The sequence below is a fragment of the Gemmatimonadaceae bacterium genome (assembly GCA_020852815.1).
In the GTDB taxonomy this organism is placed as follows: domain Bacteria; phylum Gemmatimonadota; class Gemmatimonadetes; order Gemmatimonadales; family Gemmatimonadaceae; genus SCN-70-22.
Genome location: JADZAN010000030.1, coordinates 55484 through 75714, shown reverse-complemented (window position 1 = coordinate 75714; position 20231 = coordinate 55484). Strand labels below are relative to the sequence as shown.

At 69.2% G+C, this 20231-nt stretch carries 14 protein-coding genes; 9 read left to right on the top strand and 5 right to left on the bottom strand.

Translation table 11 applies throughout. The features are described from left to right. The first annotated feature begins 506 nt into the window (after nucleotides 1-506). Together IT359_16490 and IT359_16485 are read left to right on the top strand one after the other, a co-directional pair. Entirely contained in the window at nucleotides 507-1256 is a 750-nt protein-coding gene (locus tag IT359_16490; GenBank protein ID MCC6930588.1) for a GvpL/GvpF family gas vesicle protein, read from the top strand. A 3-nt stretch (nucleotides 1257-1259) separates the two neighbouring features. Continuing rightward, a complete protein-coding gene (locus IT359_16485) occupies nucleotides 1260-2270 on the top strand; it encodes a serine/threonine protein kinase (GenBank protein ID MCC6930587.1) in 1011 nt (336 codons plus the stop codon). 18 nt (nucleotides 2271-2288) lie between these two features. Here IT359_16485 and IT359_16480 read toward each other — a convergent pair whose 3' ends face one another. Continuing rightward, nucleotides 2289-2777 (bottom strand): DUF393 domain-containing protein, encoded by a 489-nt coding sequence (locus IT359_16480; GenBank protein ID MCC6930586.1) that lies wholly within the window; start codon nucleotides 2775-2777, stop codon nucleotides 2289-2291. A 68-nt stretch (nucleotides 2778-2845) separates the two neighbouring features. On the opposite strand from IT359_16480, the gene priA reads away from it, so the two are divergent. The 4 genes from priA to IT359_16460 all read left to right on the top strand — a co-directional run bounded on the left by priA (nucleotide 2846) and on the right by IT359_16460 (nucleotide 7919). Next, nucleotides 2846-5332, top strand: coding sequence for a primosomal protein N' (gene priA, locus IT359_16475; protein ID MCC6930585.1), 2487 nt, complete (start codon nucleotides 2846-2848; stop codon nucleotides 5330-5332). A gap of 433 nt (nucleotides 5333-5765) precedes the next feature. Next, a complete protein-coding gene (locus IT359_16470) occupies nucleotides 5766-6707 on the top strand; it encodes a hypothetical protein (GenBank protein MCC6930584.1) in 942 nt (313 codons plus the stop codon). Continuing rightward, nucleotides 6689-7156, top strand: a complete 468-nt coding sequence (locus tag IT359_16465; GenBank protein MCC6930583.1) for a transcriptional repressor — start codon at nucleotides 6689-6691, stop codon at nucleotides 7154-7156. The genes IT359_16470 and IT359_16465 overlap by 19 nt, the downstream gene beginning before the upstream one ends. Before the next feature lie 37 nt (nucleotides 7157-7193). Beyond that, complete coding sequence (locus IT359_16460; GenBank protein ID MCC6930582.1) at nucleotides 7194-7919, top strand: cytochrome c biogenesis protein CcdA; 726 nt, start codon at nucleotides 7194-7196, stop codon at nucleotides 7917-7919. A 1754-nt stretch (nucleotides 7920-9673) separates the two neighbouring features. Here IT359_16460 and IT359_16455 read toward each other — a convergent pair. Further along, a complete protein-coding gene (locus tag IT359_16455; protein ID MCC6930581.1) occupies nucleotides 9674-11431 on the bottom strand; it encodes an ABC transporter ATP-binding protein in 1758 nt (585 codons plus the stop codon). A gap of 206 nt (nucleotides 11432-11637) precedes the next feature. Between IT359_16455 and IT359_16450 the strand changes: the two genes are divergently transcribed. Beyond that, nucleotides 11638-12504, top strand: a complete 867-nt coding sequence (locus tag IT359_16450) for a hypothetical protein (GenBank protein MCC6930580.1) — start codon at nucleotides 11638-11640, stop codon at nucleotides 12502-12504. A gap of 979 nt (nucleotides 12505-13483) precedes the next feature. Here IT359_16450 and IT359_16445 read toward each other — a convergent pair. From IT359_16445 to IT359_16435, 3 genes are all read right to left on the bottom strand, one after another. Next, nucleotides 13484-13777 carry a GIY-YIG nuclease family protein gene (locus tag IT359_16445; protein MCC6930579.1) on the bottom strand — a complete coding sequence of 98 codons (294 nt, stop codon included), beginning with the start codon at nucleotides 13775-13777 and terminating at the stop codon, nucleotides 13484-13486. A gap of 772 nt (nucleotides 13778-14549) precedes the next feature. Next, a complete protein-coding gene (gene ggt, locus IT359_16440) occupies nucleotides 14550-16346 on the bottom strand; it encodes a gamma-glutamyltransferase (protein MCC6930578.1) in 1797 nt (598 codons plus the stop codon). 727 nt (nucleotides 16347-17073) lie between these two features. Then, nucleotides 17074-17778, bottom strand: coding sequence for a hypothetical protein (locus IT359_16435; GenBank protein MCC6930577.1), 705 nt, complete (start codon nucleotides 17776-17778; stop codon nucleotides 17074-17076). A gap of 107 nt (nucleotides 17779-17885) precedes the next feature. Here IT359_16435 and murQ point away from each other — a divergent pair, with 107 nt between their 5' ends. Together murQ and IT359_16425 are read left to right on the top strand one after the other, a co-directional pair. Beyond that, nucleotides 17886-18956 (top strand): N-acetylmuramic acid 6-phosphate etherase, encoded by a 1071-nt coding sequence (gene murQ / locus IT359_16430; protein MCC6930576.1) that lies wholly within the window; start codon nucleotides 17886-17888, stop codon nucleotides 18954-18956. A gap of 94 nt (nucleotides 18957-19050) precedes the next feature. Beyond that, nucleotides 19051-20172 (top strand): anhydro-N-acetylmuramic acid kinase, encoded by a 1122-nt coding sequence (locus IT359_16425; GenBank protein ID MCC6930575.1) that lies wholly within the window; start codon nucleotides 19051-19053, stop codon nucleotides 20170-20172. Nucleotides 20173-20231: the final 59 nt, after the last annotated feature.

Below are 20231 nucleotides of genomic sequence, written 5' to 3'. Positions count from 1 at the left end.
AGAGTGATCAGCCGTCGCGCGCCGCGTCCCGCCGTCCACTCGCCCCGCCCCTCGCCCGTGTACGCCCCACTCCCACCCCCCGGACCACGTCGCCACTTGACAGGTCGCTTCATATCAGAGTCAGCGAACCAAATTCTCGGTGACTCTGACCCCGATCTGCGCTGACCCCGATTTTCGCTCGATTCGCTTGACCCCGACTTCCCCCCCCCGCCCCCAACCCGCCAATCCGCCCCACTTCAGTCCCGCCGCCCCTCGACCTACACTCTCTGATGCACGACCAACCACGCACGCATGCGCTCGCGCGCCATCGCCCGGTCGGCAAGTTTCTGTTCGGCAGAAAGTTCCATGTGACGGACCCTGCCGTGAGAATCGTCTGACCTCCGCATGGCGAACGATCGCCGCGACTCGTTGCGGCGCTCTCACGCGGGGCCATGAAGGCGGCGGTCGCAGCGCGTCGCTCGGTCAGAATGTCCTGTCGTATCACGACCGCCTGCCGATACTCAGCAGTGGGTCGTTGCCTCTCCAACGAATCGGTCGGGATCGACCCTTCCCAACGCAGGACCATCGAGGATCTCGTGGCGCGCACGCGCAGCCTCCGCACTCCCGCCATCGGCGCTGAAGCGCTGCAGCTCTTTGGAGTCGTCAGTCATGATGCCGCGGCACCGCTGCGCATCTCGGGGACGGAGTCGGTCCCCCTCCGGGACCTCGTCGCCATCGTGCGTTCCGCCCCCTACGAACGCCTTGCCGCCACGCGCGACGCGATCGACGAGTATCGCCGCGTCGTCGAGGATGCCTTTCGCGTGCAACCCGTCGTTCCCGCCCCCTTCGGCACGGTCTTTCGTTCCCGCTCGTCGCTCCTGCACTGGATGGAGCTGCACTACACGACGCTCCTCGAGGCGGTCGGTGACCTGGGCGACCGCGTGATGACGCGCGTGCGCGTGGTCCCGAACCCGGTGGACGCCAACGACGCGACGGCGATGACGGAGACACGCGAAGGGCGCATCGCCGATTTCGAGACGACAGTCTTCGATTCCTTCCGTTTCCTCAAGCGCAGCGCAACCGCCTGCGTCACCTTCGCGCCGCAGCAGGACGCGCACGGGCGCAGCGTCGAGGCCTCGTTCCTCGTCGAGCGCGAGAAGTGGGGGAGCTTCCGCGATGCGGTGAGCGAGGAACGCGCACGCCTCCCGGAAATGGCGATCGAGCACTCGCAGCCGTTGCCGCCGTACGACTTTGTTCGCCTGCAGTTCGGAGCTTGAGCCGTGTTCTGTCCCGACTGCGGCACCTGGAACCGGACGCGCGCCGTCAAGTGCACGCGATGCCACGCCGACCTCCCCGAGGTCAGCGCCGCCCCCATCGAGCAGCCCGATTCCGAGCTCACCAACCTCCGCAAGGTGTCGGGCGCACGCTATCGCGTCGTCCGTCGCATGGGGAGCGGCGGGATGGCGCACGTGTACTACGCGATGCACGCCACGCTCGATCGCCCGCTCGTGATCAAGGTGCTGCACGCGCACCTGGCCAAGGATGCGGAGATGCGCGAGCGCTTCAAGCGCGAAGCCGAGGCGTCGAGCCAGCTCCTGCATCCGCACATTTGTCCCATCCTCGACTTCGCCGACCTCGATAACCTCGTCTATCTCGTCATGCCGTACATGGCCGGCGGCTCGCTCGCCGACGTTCTCGTGCGCGACAAGACGGTGGCCGCAACACCCTCGGCGACGATCTGCGCGCAGGTGGCGACGGCGCTCGACTACGCGCACCGCCGCGGCGTCGTGCACCGCGACATCAAGCCCGACAACATGCTCTTCGATGAAGACGGGCATGCGATGATCACCGACTTCGGCATCGCCACTGCGCGCTTCCACGGCCGCCTCACGCGCAGCGGGCGCGCCATGGGGACGCCCCACTACATGTCCCCCGAGCAGGCGATGGGGAAGATGGTCGACGGCCGCAGCGACCTCTACGCCGTGGGCGTGATGCTCTACGAGATGCTACTCGGCTTTCCTCCTTTTGACGGCGCCGATTCGTACTCCGTCGGCTACAAGCAGGTGCACGAGGCCCCCGTTGCGCCTGAAGTCGTCGATTCGCGCGTCCCCATGGAGCTGTCGGCGATCGTGATGCGCTGCCTCGCCAAGCCGGCCGGCGATCGCTACCAGACGGGATTCGAACTGGCCGACGCGCTCCTCAATTTCCTGCTCAACAACGGGACCGCGGCTGAACAACGCACCGCCTGGTTCGCCCGCCACTCGGGAGCCGCGGCCGTCACGTCGCTCTGAGCGCGCCGCGCCCCCGCCTCACACTCCCTTCATCAGGAAGCGCGGCGCATCCTCGGGCGACGGACGCGGGCACGCCGCCAACTTCCCAAACCATGCGTAGCGCCGCCTGGCGATGAAATCGTAGATCGCGTCGCGCACACCGCGCGGGAGCGCGTAGCCCACCGTCGCGAAGCTCCACACGCCTCCCACATAGCGCAGCATCTCCAGCATCGCCGTCGACTTGATCCACGCCCCGTCCTTGTGCAGCAGGACGACGGAATCGACGCCATTGAGCGAGGGGAGCCGAGCCAGCGCCGCGCGCCCGATCGCGGACTCGAGCGGGGCGAAGCACATCGTCCCCCCGCGGTCGCGCCTGAGGAGCCAGCGCACCGTCGCATTACACAGCCCGCAGCGTCCGTCGTACAGCATGATGAGGCCGTGCTCCTCCAGCCGCCTGGCGAGCGACGTCGTGGCGGCGCCGGCCTTTCCGGCGGCGGGGATGTGCGAGCGACTACGTGGCGCGGACATGGCGGGAAGCTAGGCGATCTCGTCGCGGCGCGCTCGGGGGCTGGAACCGCGGAGTAGCTTTCGGAGACATGCCGCGCCTCGTCGACGTCGCCCTCCCGGTCCCGCTCTTCCGCACATTCTCGTATGCGGTCGATCGCGACTTCGCGCACCCGATCGCCGTCGGGAGTCGCGTCGTGGTCCCGTGGCGCAACCGGGCCGATGTGGGGATCGTCGTCGCCACCGACGCGGCCCCGCTCGAGGGGGTGAAGTACAAGGCGGTGACCGCAGTCCCCGATCCGGAGCCGGCGCTTTCACCGTCGCTCGTGGCCACCTGCCACTGGCTTGCCGATTACTACGTTGCGCCGTTAGGCATGACGCTGCGCAGCGCCCTCCCCGCTGCGCTGACCGGCGTCGACGTCCCGTCTCCCCCCGGCAAGACGCGCCGTGCGCTCGCCCTGGCGCAGCGGCTCGACTCCCTCATGGCCCGCGATGCGCTCTTCAAGCGCGCCCCGCGACAGCGTGAGGTGTACGAGTTGCTCGAGGCCTCCGGCGGACGGGCGAGCGTGGAGCACGTCGTCGAGCGGCTCGGCGTCTCCGAGGGGGTGATCGATGCACTGGTCAAGCGCGGCGTCGTGGAGGTGCTGCGCGAGGCGGTCAACCGCGATCCCTTCGCCGCGCGCCCCGGTTCGCCGCCGCCCGCGCATGCCCCTACATCGGCACAGCAGGAGGCCATCGCGCGCATCACGGCGGGGAAGGGGGGCGATGTCTTCCTCCTCCACGGGGTGACCGGGAGCGGCAAGACGCTCGTCTACCTCGAGGTGTTGCGCCGACTGGTCATCGACCTCGGGCGCACGGCGATCGTCCTCGTCCCGGAGATCGCCCTCACCCCCCAGACGGTCGACCGCTTTCGCGGCGTCTTCGGCGACCGCGTCGCCGTGCTGCACTCCGCGCTTAGTGATGGTGAACGCCTCGATGCCTGGCGCGCCCTCAAGCGTGGCGAGAAGCGTATTGCCGTCGGTGCCCGCTCGGCGATCTTCGCCCCGCTCGACGATGTGGGCGCGATCATTGTCGATGAGGAACACGAGACGAGCTACAAGCAGAACGAGACGCCGCGCTATCACGCACGCGACGTGGCGATCGTGCGCGCGCGGCACGCCGGTGCCGTGACGGTGCTGGGGAGCGCGACGCCGTCGCTGGAGAGCTGGGTGCTGGCTCGCGAGGGGACCTATCACCTCCTCACGCTGCCGGAGCGTGTGGGGGGAGGGGTACTGCCGGAGATCGCGATCGTCGACCTGGGCGGCGTGCGGCGCGGGGAGGGAGAGGAGTGGAGGGCGGGGGAGGGGAGTGCGATTCAGTCCGAGCGAATGGCGGCGGCGCGGGGGGCCCCCCCCGAAAACCAACCTACCCCCCCCACCCCCACCACACCTCACCATTCCATTCCCCTCCGTACCATTTCCTCCCCAAACACCCCACCCCCCCCACCCCCCCCGCCCCCACAGCCCCCCACCCCCACCCGCATCCCCGCCCCCCCGCGCCGCCTCACCTCCCCCGCCTCACACGACCCCTTCCGCCGCGTCGTCTCCGACCCCCTCGAACGCGCCATCCGCGACACACTCGCCGCGCGCGAACAAACCATCCTCCTCCTCAACCGCCGCGGCTACTCCTCCTTCATCCAGTGCACCACCTGCGGCGACGTCTCCGCCTGCCCCAACTGCTCCATCTCCCTCACCCTCCACCGCACCCCTGAACGCCTCGTCTGCCACTACTGCGGCCACGCCGAGGAGATCCGCCGCACCTGCGAACGCTGCGGCGCCGCCACCATGCGACAGCGCGGACTCGGCACCCAGCAGGTCGAGCGCCTCCTCGTCGAGCGCTTCGCCGACGCGCGCATTGCCCGCATGGACGTCGACACCACCAGCGGCAAGTGGGCCCACGCCGAGATCCTCGACCGCGTGGGCGCCGGCGACATCGACATCCTCCTCGGCACCCAGATGATCGCCAAGGGACTCGACTTCCCCAACGTGACGCTGGTGGGTGTCATCGACGCCGACGTGGGGATCAACCTCCCCGACTTCCGCGCCGCCGAGCGCACCTTCCAACTCCTGGCCCAGGTCGCCGGGCGCGCCGGACGCAGCACCAAGGCTGGGCGCGTCATCATCCAGACTCGCATGGGCAACCACCACGCCCTGCGCTGCGCCGTCCATCACGACTACCAGGGCTTCGTGGACGAAGAACTCCCGGGGCGCGTCTCTCCCCCGTACCCGCCCACGATCCGCCTCGCGAACGTGATCTTCAGCGCCACCGCCGAGGACGCGACCGCCACCCTGGCCCAGCGCGCGACCGACTGGCTCCGTCGCCTCGCCACCGCGCGCCCGGAGTTGCAGCTGACGATCGTCGGCCCGGCCCCCTGTCCGGTCGACCGCATCAAGCAGCGCTGGCGCTGGCACACCCTCGTCAAGGCCCACCACGGCCCGTCGCTCACCCGCGCCCTCCGCTACTTCGCCGAGCGCTACGAGGTCCCGAACAAGGATGGGATGCGGCTCGTGGTGGATCGCGATCCCGTGTCGCTGATGTAGGCGCCGGGCGTTCGTCCGCTGCTCTGTCTGGGTTGGGGGGCGAGTGTGGCGTGCTCCTTGGGGACGCATCGGGACGGGAGACGGGAGACGGGAGTACGCGCGGCTTGGCCGCGCGCGCGCATGTTTGCGCGAGCGTTGCGCGCTTCACGGAGGCGCCCCACTTCCACGACCGACCGTCGCACCCTCCGAGCACCACCACTCGCCTCCCCACCCGCGCGGCGCAGCCGCGCACTCCCGTCTCCCGTCTCCCGTCTCCCGTCCGCCCTTCGCCCTTCCAGCCCCCCCTCCCCCCAGTGATCTTTCCCCGCGCCACTCGACTCCCGCTCTCGCCGCACCCGATGCCCCATCGCCGTCCCCTCGCTCGCCGTCCGCTCCTCCGTCGCGCCACCCCGGTCGTCACCCAGGCATTCGCCGCCATCGTCGGCGGGGCGCGATGAACGACACCACACGGCGCTTCCTCACCGCCATCGTCGAGCGCATCCCGGCCGGGAGCGAGATCGTCGAGCTCCGCCTCTTCCCGTCGATTCGTCAGGGCGGGATCGAGAGCGGCGTCGCCGTCGTCGCCGTCGAGCCGCCGGAGGCGCCGGAGGCGCCGGAGCCGCCGGAGGCGCCGGAGCCGCCGGAGGCGCCGGTGCAGGTGATGCTCGGAGAGTCGAGCGAGCCAGGGGACGCGGTCGACGGGGTGGTCGTTGATGAGGACAGCGATGGGCTCATCGTCGCCTACGACGAGCTACCGGGCGAGGCGCACGTCGTCATCGCGCTCGATGCGGCAGATGTAGATGCAACCGACGTTGAGGCATACGTCGCCGAAGCAGCCCACACGCTCGTCGACACCGATGTCGCCATCGAGGATGAGGAAGGGGGGAGCGGCGACGATTTCCCCGCGCCGCAGACCTTCATCCCCATGGCCGACACCGCCGACACGACGGACGTCGAGGAGGCGCTGGACGATGAGATGCAGACGATCGTCCTCGACGCCGAGCCTAACGAAGAGGCATCGATCGCACTCGGCGACATTCTCGCCCTCACGTCGCCGACCGACGACAGTGGCGCGCCGCACGCCGACGGCGCGGATGACGAGAGTGCAGCTGGCGAGGGTGACTTCGTCGCTGGCGCGGCGCCCGCTGCCGTGCCGCCCGCGCCGCCGCATCGCCTGCAGATCCTGAGCGCCCGCTATCGCCTGGTGATCAAGGGCCCCGATCGCGGAAAGTGGGACGTCGACATCACCCACGAAGCCGACGCCCCCCTCGACACCGTCGAGCGCGTGGTGCGCGGCGTCGCCAAGCGCGCCGGTGACGACCAGGAGCCGCATAGCTTCACCGGCCAATCGCTCAGCGCTGCCCTCGCCGCCCCCGTGTGGGCCACGACGCCGTAGTCGAGGCATTCACCACCTACCTGCGCGACCACGGCCTCCCCGTGACCGCGCAGCGCCTGGCGATCGCCGACATCATGCTCCGCTCCGAGCGCCACCTGTCGGCCGACGACGTCGCCCTCGAACTCGTCCGCCGCGAGAGCGGCATCGGCCTGGCGACGGTGTATCGAACCATCGAGCTCCTGCTGCGCAGTGGGCTCCTCGTCGAGCGCGACTTCGGCGAGGGGTTCCGCCGCTACGAGCCCGCGCGCGACGTCCCGCACCACGAGCACCTCCTGTGCACCGTCTGCGGCAAGGTCCGCGAGTTCCGTGACGAACGACTCGAGCGGATGACGACCATTGTCGCCGAGTCGCAGGGCTACGCCCGCCAGCGCCACCGCCTCGTCATCTACGGCGTCTGCGATGACTGCCAACGCGGCACCCCCTCGCCCGGGCCGTCGCGCATCCGATAGCTTTCGCCTTGATCATTCGTTCTCCAGCGCGAGTTCCGTGACACCTCCATCGATCGGCCTCTTCGTAGCATTTGGCGCCGGCCTCCTCAGCTTCCTTTCGCCGTGCGTCCTCCCGCTCATCCCGAGTTACGTCACGTTCATCACCGGGTTGAGCTTCGATGACGTGACCGCGCGCAAGCGCGTGGCGCTCGTGCACGGCCTCCTCTTCGTCCTCGGCTTCTCGCTCATCTTCCTTGCGCTGGGCGCCACGGCGACCGTTCTCGGCCGGGTCCTGTTCACGCAGCGCGACACGATCACCAAGGTGGGCGGGGTGATCATCATCGTCTTCGGTTTGTACCTGACGGGGCTCCTGAACATCGCCTTCTTCGCCCGGGAGCGCCGAGTGCACCTGGCGGACAAGCCCGTCGGCTACCTGGGCACCGTCCTCGTCGGTATCGCCTTCGGCGCCGGCTGGACCCCGTGCATCGGCCCCATCCTCGGCTCCATCCTCATCTACGCATCGAGCGAAGCCGACCTCCCCCGGGGGCTTGCCCTGCTCACCGCCTACTCGCTCGGACTTGCCATTCCCTTCATCCTGAGCGCCCTCGCCGTCGATCGCTTCATGTCCTTCTTCCAGAAGTTCAAGAAGCAGATGCTCTGGATGCAACGCGCCGCTGGCGCCCTGATGGTCGTCGTCGGCGTCCTGATGCTGACCAACCAGTTCACGATCCTGGCAAGCTGGCTGCAGCAGTTTACTCCCGAGTTCATCCTCGAGCGGTTGTAGGCGAGGTGGCGCGGGCGAGTGCGGGCGGGCGAGTGCGGGCGGGCGAGTGCGGGCGAGCGAGTGCGGGCGAGCGAGTGTGGGCGAGCGGGTGTGGGCGAGCGGGTGTGGGCGAGTGAGTGCGGGCGAGCGGGTGTAGGCGAGCGGGTGCGAGCGAGTGCGGGCGAGCGGCTGAAGGCGAGCGGCTGAAGGCGAGCGGCTGTGGGCGAGCGGCTGAATGCGAGCGGCTGTGGGCGAGCAGCTGAATGCGAGCGGCTGAATGCGAGCGGCTGTGGGCGAGTGAGTGCGGGTGGAGCTGCCTGGTATGGGGCGGCGGAGTCGTTAGGTGCGTGCCGAGCGCACGCTTTAGCCCCCCCATCCACCTTCCCAGCGAAAGCTGGGACCCATTTGCCCTCGCGTCGTGCGCGACCAGTGGCGTGCGCCCCACCGACCTAACGCCTGCGCCCTCCGGGCGCGAGTCGCCCGCACCCCGGCCCGGCTGACCTCCGCACACCGCCCTTTCCCCCACCCACCGTCCCAGCGAAAGTTGGGACCCATTTGCCCTCGCGCTCCGCACAGGCCGCCGTACATGCACTCACGCGCGCGGTCGTAACCGCAGCACGTGCCTAACGACCACTCGGCGTTTTGCGTTACCCCCCCCCCACGCCCACCGTCCCAGCGAAAGCTGGGACCCATTTGCCGTCGCGTCGCGCACAGGAGTCCGTACATGCCTTACGCGCGCGGTTGCAACCGCGGCACGCGCCTAACGCCGGCGACGAAGGTGATCCTGGCCACGCGAGGCGCTGCGCCAGGTGCGGGGAGCGCGATCCGCGACTCATGAGAGCCTTGATGACACGGAGGACGCGGACGAAGTCGCGGCGTGACGAGGGTTCGTGCGCGAGTCGTCCTCTTCTCACTCGATGGAGTGGAGCGTCACCCTCCTTCCGAGCAAGATCGCCGACCCAGGGCCTGAACCTCAGCCCGACTCGGCGTGGAACCTTCCCGGTGCGCTTTCCCTCCGTGCACCCTGCGGTGAGGATCTTTGCACGTATCGGATCATGCACTCGCACCCGTACGCTTCTCAACCGGAAGTGGCGCCCCGACATCCCGCACTGAGGCGCCGCCCGCGTGCGGCACGTCTCGCACCCACCACCGCCTGTGCACGCCGCGACCACAAATGGATCCCAGCTTGCGCTGGGAAGGTGGGCGTGAGGGCGGGGGGAAGCGTGCAGGACTCCGCCGGAGCGGGGCGCGGCGGCTCGCACCCGGAGGGCGCAGTCGTTAGGTAGGCACAGCACGCACCACCGCCCGTGCACGCCGCGACGACAAATGGATCCCAGCTTGCGCTGGGAAGGTGGGCGTGAGGGGGAGGGGGAGCGTGCAGGACTCCGCCGGAATGGGGCGCGGCGGCTCGCGGCCGGAGGGCGCAGTCGTTAGGTCGGTGCCGCACCCACCACCGCCCGTGCACGCCGCGACGACAAATGGATCCCAGCTTGCGCTGGGAAGGTGGGCGTGAAGGCGGAGGGGAGCGTGCAGGACTCCGCCGGAATGGGGCGCGGCGGCTCGCGCCCGGAGGGCGCAGTCGTTGGGTCGATGCCGCACGCACCACCGCCCGTGCACGCCGCAACGACAAATGGATCGCAGCTTTCGCTGGGAAGGTGGGCAACATGGCCTGTACCGGCTCGAGTCCCCCACGCCGGCACCCCGCCTCCCCCCTCCCCCCCACTGCCAACCCCTCGTCTTCTCGTCTTCTCGTCCTCTCGTCCTCCGCGCTCCCCCTACCCCCCCGCCTCCACCGCCTCCTCCACCTGCTGGCGCGCCAACAGCTCCCAGTAACGCCCTCGCGCCGCGATCAGCGTCGCGTGCGTCCCGCGCTCCACGATGCGTCCGTCGTCGAGGACGATGATCTGGTCCGCCTCGCGAATCGCCGAGACGCGATGCGAGGCGATGATGGCGGTGCGACCGCTCAGTGCATCGCGCAGTCCATGCAGGATCGCCGCTTCGGTGTGCGTGTCGACGGCCGACAGCGCGTCGTCGAGGATCACAATCGATGGCCTTCGCGAGAGTGCTCGCGCCAGCGCTGCGCGCTGCCGCTGCCCGCCGGAGAGGTTGATCCCGCGCTCACCGAGGATCGTGTCGAAGCCGCCGGGAAAGTCCTTGATCGTCTCCGTCAGCTGCGCCACGTCGGCGGCCCAGCGCACCTCGCCGCCGTCGAGTGCGCCGTACGCAAGATTCGACTCGATGGTGTCGCTGAACAGCGTCGTCTCCTGCGGTACCACGCCCAGTTCGCGCCGCAACGTGTCGAGCGGCAGCGCGCGAATCGGGACGCCGTCGACCAGGATCTCCCCCTCCACCGGGTCCCACGCCCGCGTGAGGAGGTCGAGCAGCGCCGACTTCCCGCTCCCCGTCGCTCCCACGATGCCTAACGTCTCTCCCGCCGCGACCGTGAACGAAAGGTGTCGGAAGACCCAGCGCGGCGCGGCATCGCCCTTGGCCGGATACTGGAAGCCCACATCGCGGAACTCGACCTGCCGCCCGCCAAACGCCGGCGGTAACGCGCGTCCGTCCACGGGTGCGGTCACCTGCGGCCTCGCGTCGAGGATCTCGTTCAGCCGGGCCATCGACGCGCCGGCGCGCTGGAACAGGTTGAGCACCCAGCCTAACGCGATCAGCGGCCAGACGAGCATCGTCAGGTACATCGCGAAGGCCACGAAGTCGCCGACGGTGATCGTCCCGCGCACCACGAGCGCGCCCCCGGCGCCGAGCACGACGGCCGAGCCCGCGCCGCCAAGCAGGGCAAAAGTGGGATTCATCAACGCCTGCAACCGCGCCAGCCGCAAGTTGCGGCGCAGGTAGTCGTCGCTCATCGAGCGCCAGCGTGCCTCCTCACTCGCTTCCTGTCGGTAGGCCCGCACGATGCGCGTCCCCGCCAGGTTCTCCTGCACGCGCGTCGTCATCGCCCCGAAGTGCTCCTGCACATTCTCGAAGCGATCGTGGATCTCGCGCCCCAGCTTCATCATCACGAAGGGGAGCGGGAGCATCGGGAGGAGGGCGAGCAGCGTGAGGCGCGGCTCGATGGCGATCATGAAGCCCAGCGCGAAGATCCCGCCCACCGCGGTGCTCACCATGTACATGATCGCCGGCCCAGCCGCCATGCGCACCGCCCCCAGGTCGTTCGTTAGGCGCGCCATGAGTTCGCCCGTGCGCGTGCGGTTGAAGTACGGCGCGTCGAGCGTGAGGATGTGCTCGAAGAGGGCGTTGCGAAGGTCGTACTCCACTCGGCGCGACAGCGCGTTGAGCAACTCGCGCATCGCGAACCGGAAGACGCCGGCCACCAGCGACACGGCAAGCATCAGCCCCGCCACGCGCCACACCGTGGCGAGCGAGCCCCCGGGGCGCATCCCGTCGATTGCCCGCTTGAGCAGCGTCGGGTTCACGCTCCCCAGCGCACCCGACACCACGACGCACGCCAACCCGCCGAGCAGGGTCGCGCGATACGGGCGCATGTAGGGGAGCAAACGACGGAGCGCACGCATCAGTCAGTCATCAATCGGTCGACGGTCGGTGACTCGTCCAGGCACGCGCCCAGACACGCGGCAAGGCACGCGTACTCGGGATTGCGGTAGTGAGGGGGGACACGGCACCTTTGCCGTGTCAGGCTGTATGTAGAAGGGCAGCCTCTCACCTCACTTGGAGGAACGTCATGTCCCAATATACCCGGCGGGCTCCCTGGTCCGCTGTCATGGCCCTCGCGATGCTTGCCGTCGTGCTCGTTGCCTGTACGGGCGAGAAGAAGGGCGATGACGCCCTGGCGCAGGACACGACCCTCGCCCGCGACCTTGCCCGCGTGGGGGGCGACACCGCCGTCCAGCCGCAGCTGCAAGACGTCCCGGCAGTGGAACCGACGCCGGAGCCCGCGCCGGTCGTGACGCCGCCCGCGCCGACGCCGCGCCCGAAGGCCAAGCCCCCCGCCGCGAAGCCGCCCAAGCCCACGACCACCACTCCCACACCGACCACGCCGGCCCCGACCACGACGCCGGGCGGCAACACGGAGGAGAAGGGGAGCGGTGCCGCCGAGAAGATGGGGAGCGTGGCGGCGGGCACCATGCTCAACCTTGGCGCCGCCGACAAGGTCTGCACCAACACCAACAAGGTCGGTGATCGCTTCATCGCCACGCTCAACGAGTCGGTGAGCGGTTCTGATGGAGCCGTGATCCCCGCCGGCGCCGCGGTCACCATCGAGCTGACGACGCTCAAGCGCAGCGAGAATGCCAACGACCAGATCCAGATGGGCTTTCGCGTCGTGAACATCTCCTTCGATGGGCGCACCTACGCTCTCGACGGTGACGTCCAGACCGCCGACATCACGCGTGTGCGCGCCTCGACCGGCGGCAACGATGCGAAGAAGGTCATCGGTGGTGCCGTCGCCGGCGCCGTCATCGGGCAGATCCTCGGGAAGAAGAGCAAGTCCACCATCATCGGCGCCGCCGCAGGTGCTGCAGCTGGCGGCGCCGCCGCCGCGGCCACCGCGAACTACGAGGGGTGCGTGAACGCCGGCGGTCGCATCGCGGTCAAGCTCAACGCGCCGGTGACGGTGGCGGTGAAGTAGGGACACTGCGGACCCGGGACGGGAGACGGGGGACGGGGGACGGGAGACGGGAAGCTTGCCCCAGCGAAAGCTTGGGGGGTCCGGGAGACGGGAGTGCGAGCGGCGCCGTGAGGCGCCGCTCGCGTTTCTTGCGGGGGCGATCAACTCGGCGCCCCCGCCCACCTTCCCAGCGAAAGCTGGGATCCACAACCCGGCGCCCCCGCCCACCTTCCCAGCGAAAGCTGGAATCCACAACCCGGCGCCCCCGCCCACCTTCCCAGCGAAAGCTGGGACCCACAACTCGGCGCCCCCGCCCACCTTCCCAGCGAAAGCTGGGACCCATTTGTCGATGCGTCGTGCGCGGGCGGGAGCTACAGGTAGAGAGAACTCGGCCGCACACCAAGACGCCAAACGAGTCGTCCTCGATGGTGACAGCGGCGCCCGGTCAACCCGGCGCCCCTGCCCACCTTCCCGGCGAAAGCTGGGACCCACAACCCGGCGCCCCCGCCCACCTTCCCAGCGAAAGCTGGGATCCACAACCCGGCGCCCCCGCCCACCTTCCCAGCGAAAGCTGGGACCCATTTGTCGCTGCGTCGTGCGCGGGCGGGAGCTACAGGTAGAGAGAACTCGGCCGCACGCCAAGACGCCAAGCGAGTCGTCCCCGATGGTGACAGCGGCGCGCGGTCAACCCGGCGCCCCCGCCCACCTTCCCAGCGAAAGCTGGGACCCACAACCCGGCGCCCCCGCCCACCTTCCCAGCGAAAGCTGGGACCCATTTGTCGATGCGTCGTGCGCGGGCGGGGGCTACAGGTAGAGAGAACTCGGCCGCACGCCAAGACGCCAAACGAGTCGTCCTCGATGGTGACAGCGGCGCCCGGTCAACCCGGCGCCCCCGCCCACCTGCCCAGCGAAAGCTGGGACCCATTGGTCGTCGCATCAGCCACGTTAGGCCGCCCGCGCACCACCTGCCCCCCCCCTCGTAGCCCCGACGTGAGTCACCCTACAGCGAAATAACCGCTGACAAGTCCCTCCACGCCGGATTGCCATGCTCGATCAACGCCACTTTCCACGCCCGTTTCCACGCCTTCATCTGACGCTCGCGCGCGCGCGCCTCGCGCAGTGTCGGATACCGCTCCACATGCACCAGTACGTGCACGCCGTACCGACGTGTGAACGACTCAACCGCCATCGACCGATGCTGCGCGAGTCGCGACGACAGTCCAGTCGTCGATCCCACGTTCAGCGTCCCGTGCCGCCGACTGGCCAGGATGTAGACGAATGAGTCGCGCGCCATGCCGGCAACCTCATCTCGCCCCCCTCGCGAAGCGTCATCATTTCGTTGCAGTCAGGTCCAAAAGAGCGCGGAGTGTCCTCGAGAATGCACCGGTGGGCGACCACGCTCCCTTCCGACTTCGTGTCTTCGCGTGAGACCGATCTTGGGCGCCCGGTTGCCACCGCCCGCGCGCAATGCGCCGACAAATGGATCCCAGCTTTCGCTGGGAAGGTGGGCTTGGGGGCGCCGGGTGCGAGCGTTAGGCGTGCTTACGAGTTGGTCGGCGGCGCGAGCAGGCGTCCCCACGCCTTCGCATCCCCGCAGCCTCGCGGCCTCACACCTTCGTGACTTCGTGTCTTCGTGTGAGACCGCTCTTGGTCGCCCGCTCGCCACCGCCCGCGCGCTATGCGCCGACAACTGGATCCCAGCGTTCGCCGGGAAGGTGGGCGTGGGGGCGCCGGGTGCGAGCAGCTTCGCATCCCCTCGGCGTCGCATCCCCTCGGCTTCGCGTCCCCACGCCTTCACGTCCCCGCAGCTTCGCGGCCTCGCAGCTTCTCGGCCTCACACCTTCGCGTCTTCGCGTCGTCGCGTGAGACCGATCTTCGTGTGACACCGCTCTTCCTCGCCCGCTCGCCACCGCCCGCGCGCAATGCGCCGACAAATGGATCCCAGCTTGCGCTGCGAAGGTAGTCGTGGGGGATTCCGGGTGACGCGCGTCCGCCCGCGCGCTCACGAGTCCGTCCGCCTTCTACTCCCCCCGGCTCACCCGCCGTTCGCCTCCCCGGCCGACCGCCTAACGCGCGCTCGTCCCCCCCGTCCCGCTCATGCGCGGCTCCGTCACCCCCTCCCACCCGCCCTTCACCCGCATCACCGCGTTCACGTTCGCCAGCCCGGGCGTGTACTTGATCCCGTGCCCCATCCGCTTGAGCGCTGCCTCGACCTCCGGCGCGAAGCCGTTGCTTTCCATCATCAGCGTGTCGGGCAACGCCTGGTGATGCAGCCTCGGCGCGCGCATCGCGTCCGCGAGCGACATGCGATGGTCGATCACGTTGAGGATCACCTGCGACGTCGCCGTGATGATGCGCGGGCCGCCCGCGGCCCCAACGACGAGGTACAGCTCGCCCCTGGGGTCGAGCACGATGGTCGGCGACATCGCGCTCAGCATCCGCTTCCCCGGTGCGATTGCGTTCGCCTCGCCCTGGACCAGGCCGAACATGTTCGGCTTCCCCGGCGCCGCGGCGAAGTCGTCCATCTCGTCGTTCATGAAGAAGCCGACATTCTTGAGGTAGACCGCGGAGCCGTAGCCGTTGTTCAGCGTCGTCGTCGTGGCGACCGCGTTCCCCTTGTCGTCGACCACCGAGTAGTGCGTCGTGTTCGTGCCGTCCGCGATCTGCCCCCCGTTAGGCGGCGTCGGCGTCGCCCGCGCGGGGTCGATGGTCGCCGCCAGCGCCCTGGCGTACTCCTTGTCCGTCAGCTGCGCCAGCGGGACGCTCACGAAGGCCGGGTCGCCCAGCTTGCTGTTGCGGTCGATGAAGGCGCGCTGGTACGCCGAGCCTAACAAGTGGGCATAGGCCGCCGTTCCCCAAGGTGGTGCGGCCGCCACCTTGGCCTCGAGGATGTTGAGCGCCTCCGTCACGACGATCCCTCCCGACGACGCCGGCGGCATGGAATACATCGTGTAGCCGCGATACGTGCTCGTGATCGGCGTGCGCCACAGCGCCTTGTACTGCATCAGGTCCTGCGTCGTGATGATCCCGCCGCCGCGCTGCATGGCGGCGACGATCGAGTCGCCCACCTCGCCGCGATAGAAGACATTGGCCCCCTTGTCGGCGATCAGCTGCAACGTGCGGGCGAGCGCCGGCTGCCGGAAGACCGTGCCGATCGCCGGTGGCTCGCCGTTCGCCCCGTAGAAGACCTCCTTCGCGTCAAAGCGCCCGATGTAACCCTTGCTCCCCTTGAGGCTGTTGTGGAACTGCGAGTCGACCACGAAGCCGTCGCGCGCCAGGCGGATGGCCGGCGCCATCACCTGCGCCAGCGTCCGCGTCCCGTACTTCCGCAGCGCCTCCGCCATCCCCGCGACCGATCCCGGGACCCCCGACGCCTTGTAGCCGATGATGCTCTCGTTCGTTGGGTTGCCGCTCGCGTCGAGGTACATGTTGCGGCTGGCGGCCAACGGCGCCACCTCGCGGTAGTCGATGCTCGCCGTGCGCCCGTCGGCCATCCGGATCACCATGAAGCCCCCGCCGCCGATGTTCCCCGCCACGGGATACGTCACCGTCAGCGCGAACCCCACCGCCACGGCCGCGTCCACCGCGTTGCCGCCAGCCGCAATGATCTCGTTCCCCGCGTCGGAGGCCAGCACCTGGTTGGAGGCGATCATGAAATGCTCGCCGAACGCGGCGCGCTCCCCCGCCTTGAAGCGCCACCCAGCCGGGAACGTCACCGCCTCACGAGGCGGGACCGCCGGCTCCGTCGACCGGAGCCCCGACGGCGTCGACGGGGCGCGGCACGCCGCAAGCGCAGCGAGCACCCCCACGGCGGCGCAGGAAGAAGCAAGCATGCGCGCGGCGCGCAGAGAAGCAGAAGACATCGTCATCGCGGGATCGGAGATGGCGGAAGGGCGGGGAGCAGGATCAACCTACGCGAGCGCAATCTGCCCTCCCACCGCCGCACGCGCGAGCGACGCCGAGCGCGTGGAACCGGCGCCGTGTCTTCCGCGCCGTGGTCGCGCTTGTGTGAGATGGGGCGAGCTGCCGCGAACAACGCCATGACAAATGGGTCCCAGCCTTCGCTGGGACGGTGGGCGACAAATCGGTCCCAGCTTTCGCCGGGACGGTGGGCGATAGATGGGTCCCAGCCTTCGCTGGGACGGTGGGCGACAAATGGGTCCCAGCCTTTGCTGGGACGGTGGGCGATAGATGGGTCCCAGCCTTTGCTGGGACGGTGGGCGACAAATCGGTCCCAGCCTTTGCTGGGACGGTGGGCGATAGATGGGTCCCAGCCTTTGCTGGGACGGTGGGCGACAAATGGGTCGCAGCCTTCGCTGGGACGGTGGGCGACAACTGGGTCCCAGCTTTCGCTGGGACGGTGGGCGACGAATAGGTCCCAGCTTTCGCTGGGACGGTGGGCGACAACTGGGTCCCAACTTTCGCTGGGACGGTGGGCGTGAGGCCGTCTTTGTGCCTTCGTGGCTTCGTGTGAGACCGATCTTTCTCCCCCGCGAGCGCCCGCCAGCGTCCAACGCACCGTCAACTGGCTCCCAGCCTTCGCTGGAACGGTGGGCGGCAGCTGCTCCCAGCCCTCGCTGCAACGCTGGGCTACAACCCCACCCGCAACCCCAGTCGCGTCGCATAGTGCCGCGTCGTCCGACGCTGGAAGAGATCGCCCGACTTCTCATGCACCGACGTCCCGTAGTCGAACATCGCCGTCAACTCGTAGTCGCGCGCCAGCGCATACCCGAACCCCGTCGACAGCGCCCACGCAAAGTCGGTGTTCGTCATCCCGCTGAACTCGCTCACCGGAACGCTCGACGACGAAGGGTGGATGGTGAAGTTCGAATAGCGCGTGGCGCCGATGAATCCCTCGTACGCGAACTGGAATCCCGGCCCGCCACCCGAGCGCGCCATCAGCCCATAGGTCGCCAGCGTCGCGTCGCCCAGGCAGGGAATCGAACACCCCGCGCTCCCGCCGCCCGACACGATGCGTAGCGGAATGCGCGCATAGTTGAACAGGAGCCCCAGGGTCGTGCGCGGCGCTACCTCACGCTCGGCGGAAAAGCGCGCCGACCAGTTGGAGTCGAAGTCCCACACCGAGTTCGTCTTCGGGTCGCCCACCTGGTCGCTCCACTGCCACCCCGCCGACGTCGACAGCCACCACGTCGGCGAGTTGCCAAAGCCCCCCCGGCGGCGCGCCTCGCCCCCTTCCTGCGACTCGGCGCGCCGTGGGGCGAGCAGCAGGAGTGTCGCCGCCGCCAGCAGGAACGTCGCGCGCCTGGTGACGCCTCGACCGACCGCTTGCCTCATTGGTCCACGCATGGTTGCTCCGTTGTGACCGCTCTTCGCGCGAAGGTAAGTTACCCCGATCGCCGCCGTACGCGCCGCGCATGACGTTGCACGCGACGTTGCGCGTGATGTCGACTGTGACGTCTACTGTGACGCCGCGCGTGACGACACGAGTCGCGTCGCGCGTCGCGTCGCCTGTGACGCTGACGGTGCGTCTCGCTCCTCGCGGTACTCCGTTCCCCTCGATACCTCCGCCCCCGCTCCTCGTGCCCTCCCACCCGCCTCGAGCGCTCGATCCGCGCATCACCGAGCAGCGCAATCCGCGATCGGCCAACATCGACCTCGCCACGCCGCTCGAGATCGTCGATATCATGACCGCCGAGGACCGGCGCGTCCCTGACGCCGTCGCCACGCAGCGCGAACAGATCGCCAGCGCGATCGCGCGCATCGAGCACGCCTTCCGCACCGGCGGCCGCCTCTTCTACGCCGGCGCCGGGACCTCGGGGCGACTGGGGATTCTCGACGCCAGCGAGTGCCCGCCCACCTTCGGCAGCGATCCCGAACTCGTGCAGGGGATCATTGCCGGTGGCACGGCCGCCGTCTTCCAGGCGCAGGAAGGAGCCGAGGATCTCCCGGAGAACGGGGCCAGGGCGATCGATGAGCATGGGGTGCGCGAGGGGGACGTGGTGATCGGGATCGCCGCCTCCGGCACGACGCCGTTTGTCCGCGGTGCCCTCGTGCGCGCCCGCCAGCTGCATGCCTTCACGGGACTGGTCGCCTGCACCCCCATCGACGAGTCGTTCGCCTCGACGCTCGACCATCTCATCGTCCCCGTCACCGGCCCCGAGGTCGTCACCGGCTCCACGCGCCTCAAGGCGGGGACGGCGACCAAGCTCGTGCTCAACATGCTGACAACGGGGGCGATGATCCGCATCGGGAAGACCTTCGGCAACCTGATGGTCGACCTGCGCGCGACCAACCTCAAGCTCATCGATCGCTCGCAGCGCATCATCATGGAGACGTGCGACGTCACGCGCGACGAGGCGCGCGAACTCCTCCTCCGCGCCGGCGGCCACGTCAAGCTGGCGATCGTCATGCACCTGCTCGGCGTCGATCGCGATGGTGCCGAGGCGGCGCTGGCGCAGGGGAATGGCGTCATCCGCCGCGTGGTGGGGGGCGATCCTCCGCCCGTACACTGACGTCGTATCCTGACGTCGTGCACTGCACCCGTACACTCTACCCGCGCACTGACGCCGAGCACGAACCCGGTATGCTAACCATGAACTGCACCCCATGACCGTCGTCGTCGGCCTGATGTCCGGAACCTCGCTCGACGGAATCTCCGCCGCCGTCGTGCGCTTTGCACGTGACGGGGCGCGCGTCTCGTCCGAGCTCCTCGCCTACGACGTCCTCGCCTATGACGAGGAAGAGCGCGACCGCCTCGCGCGCGCCTTGCGCGAGGGGACGCCGGAGGAATACTGCCGCCTCAACTTCGACCTGGGAGAACGCCTCGCCCGCGCCGCCATCCAGGTGATCGCCGCCTCGGGCGTCCCGCGCCGCGAGATCGCGGCCATCGCCTCGCACGGGCAGACCGTCTGGCACGTCCCCGGCCACAGCACGTGGCAGATAGGCGAGAGCTCGGTGATCGCCGAGCGTGTGGGTGTCCCCGTCATCTCGGATTTCCGCGTGCGCGACATGGCGGCGGGAGGGCAGGGGGCCCCGCTCGTTCCCATGGCCGACTGCCTCCTCTTCAGCGCCACGCACTGGCGAGCGCTGCAGAACATCGGAGGGATCGGCAACGTGAGTGTCGTCCCGCCTAACGGGGGAACAGGCGGCGTCCGCGCCTTCGACACCGGCCCCGGCGTCGTCGTCATCGACGGCGTGACGCGCGCCCTAGTCTCCGGCATGCGCTACGATGTCGACGGACAGCTTGCCCGCCAGGGTATCCCCATCGACGACGTCGTCGAGGCCGCCCTGCGCGACCCCTACTTCAGCGCCCCCCCGCCCAAGAGCACGGGGCGCGAGCTGTTCACCCCCGGCTACATCGCCAACTTCATCGCCCAGTGCCGCGCCGTGCGCGCCGGGGCGACCCCCGCCGACATCATCGCCACCGCCGTCGCCTTCACCGCGCGCTCCATCGCCGACGCCTATCGCCGCTTCCTCCCCGAGCCCATCGAGGACGTCGTCGTCTCCGGCGGCGGCGCGAGGAACCCCGCCCTCATCGACGCACTCGAGGCGCTCATTCCCGGGCGCAAGGTCGTGCGCTTCGATGACGTCTTCTATGATGGGGAGGCCAAGGAAGCCGTCGCCTTTGCCTTGTTAGGCTACCTGCACCTGACGGGGGCGCCCGGCAATGTCCCGGCGGCGACCGGTGCGGCGGGGGGGCGGGTACTGGGAAAGCTCACGCCGGCGTAGGGCAGGGGGCGCCAGGAAAGTTCGGTCTCACACAAAGCACGAAGACACGAGGAAGCCAA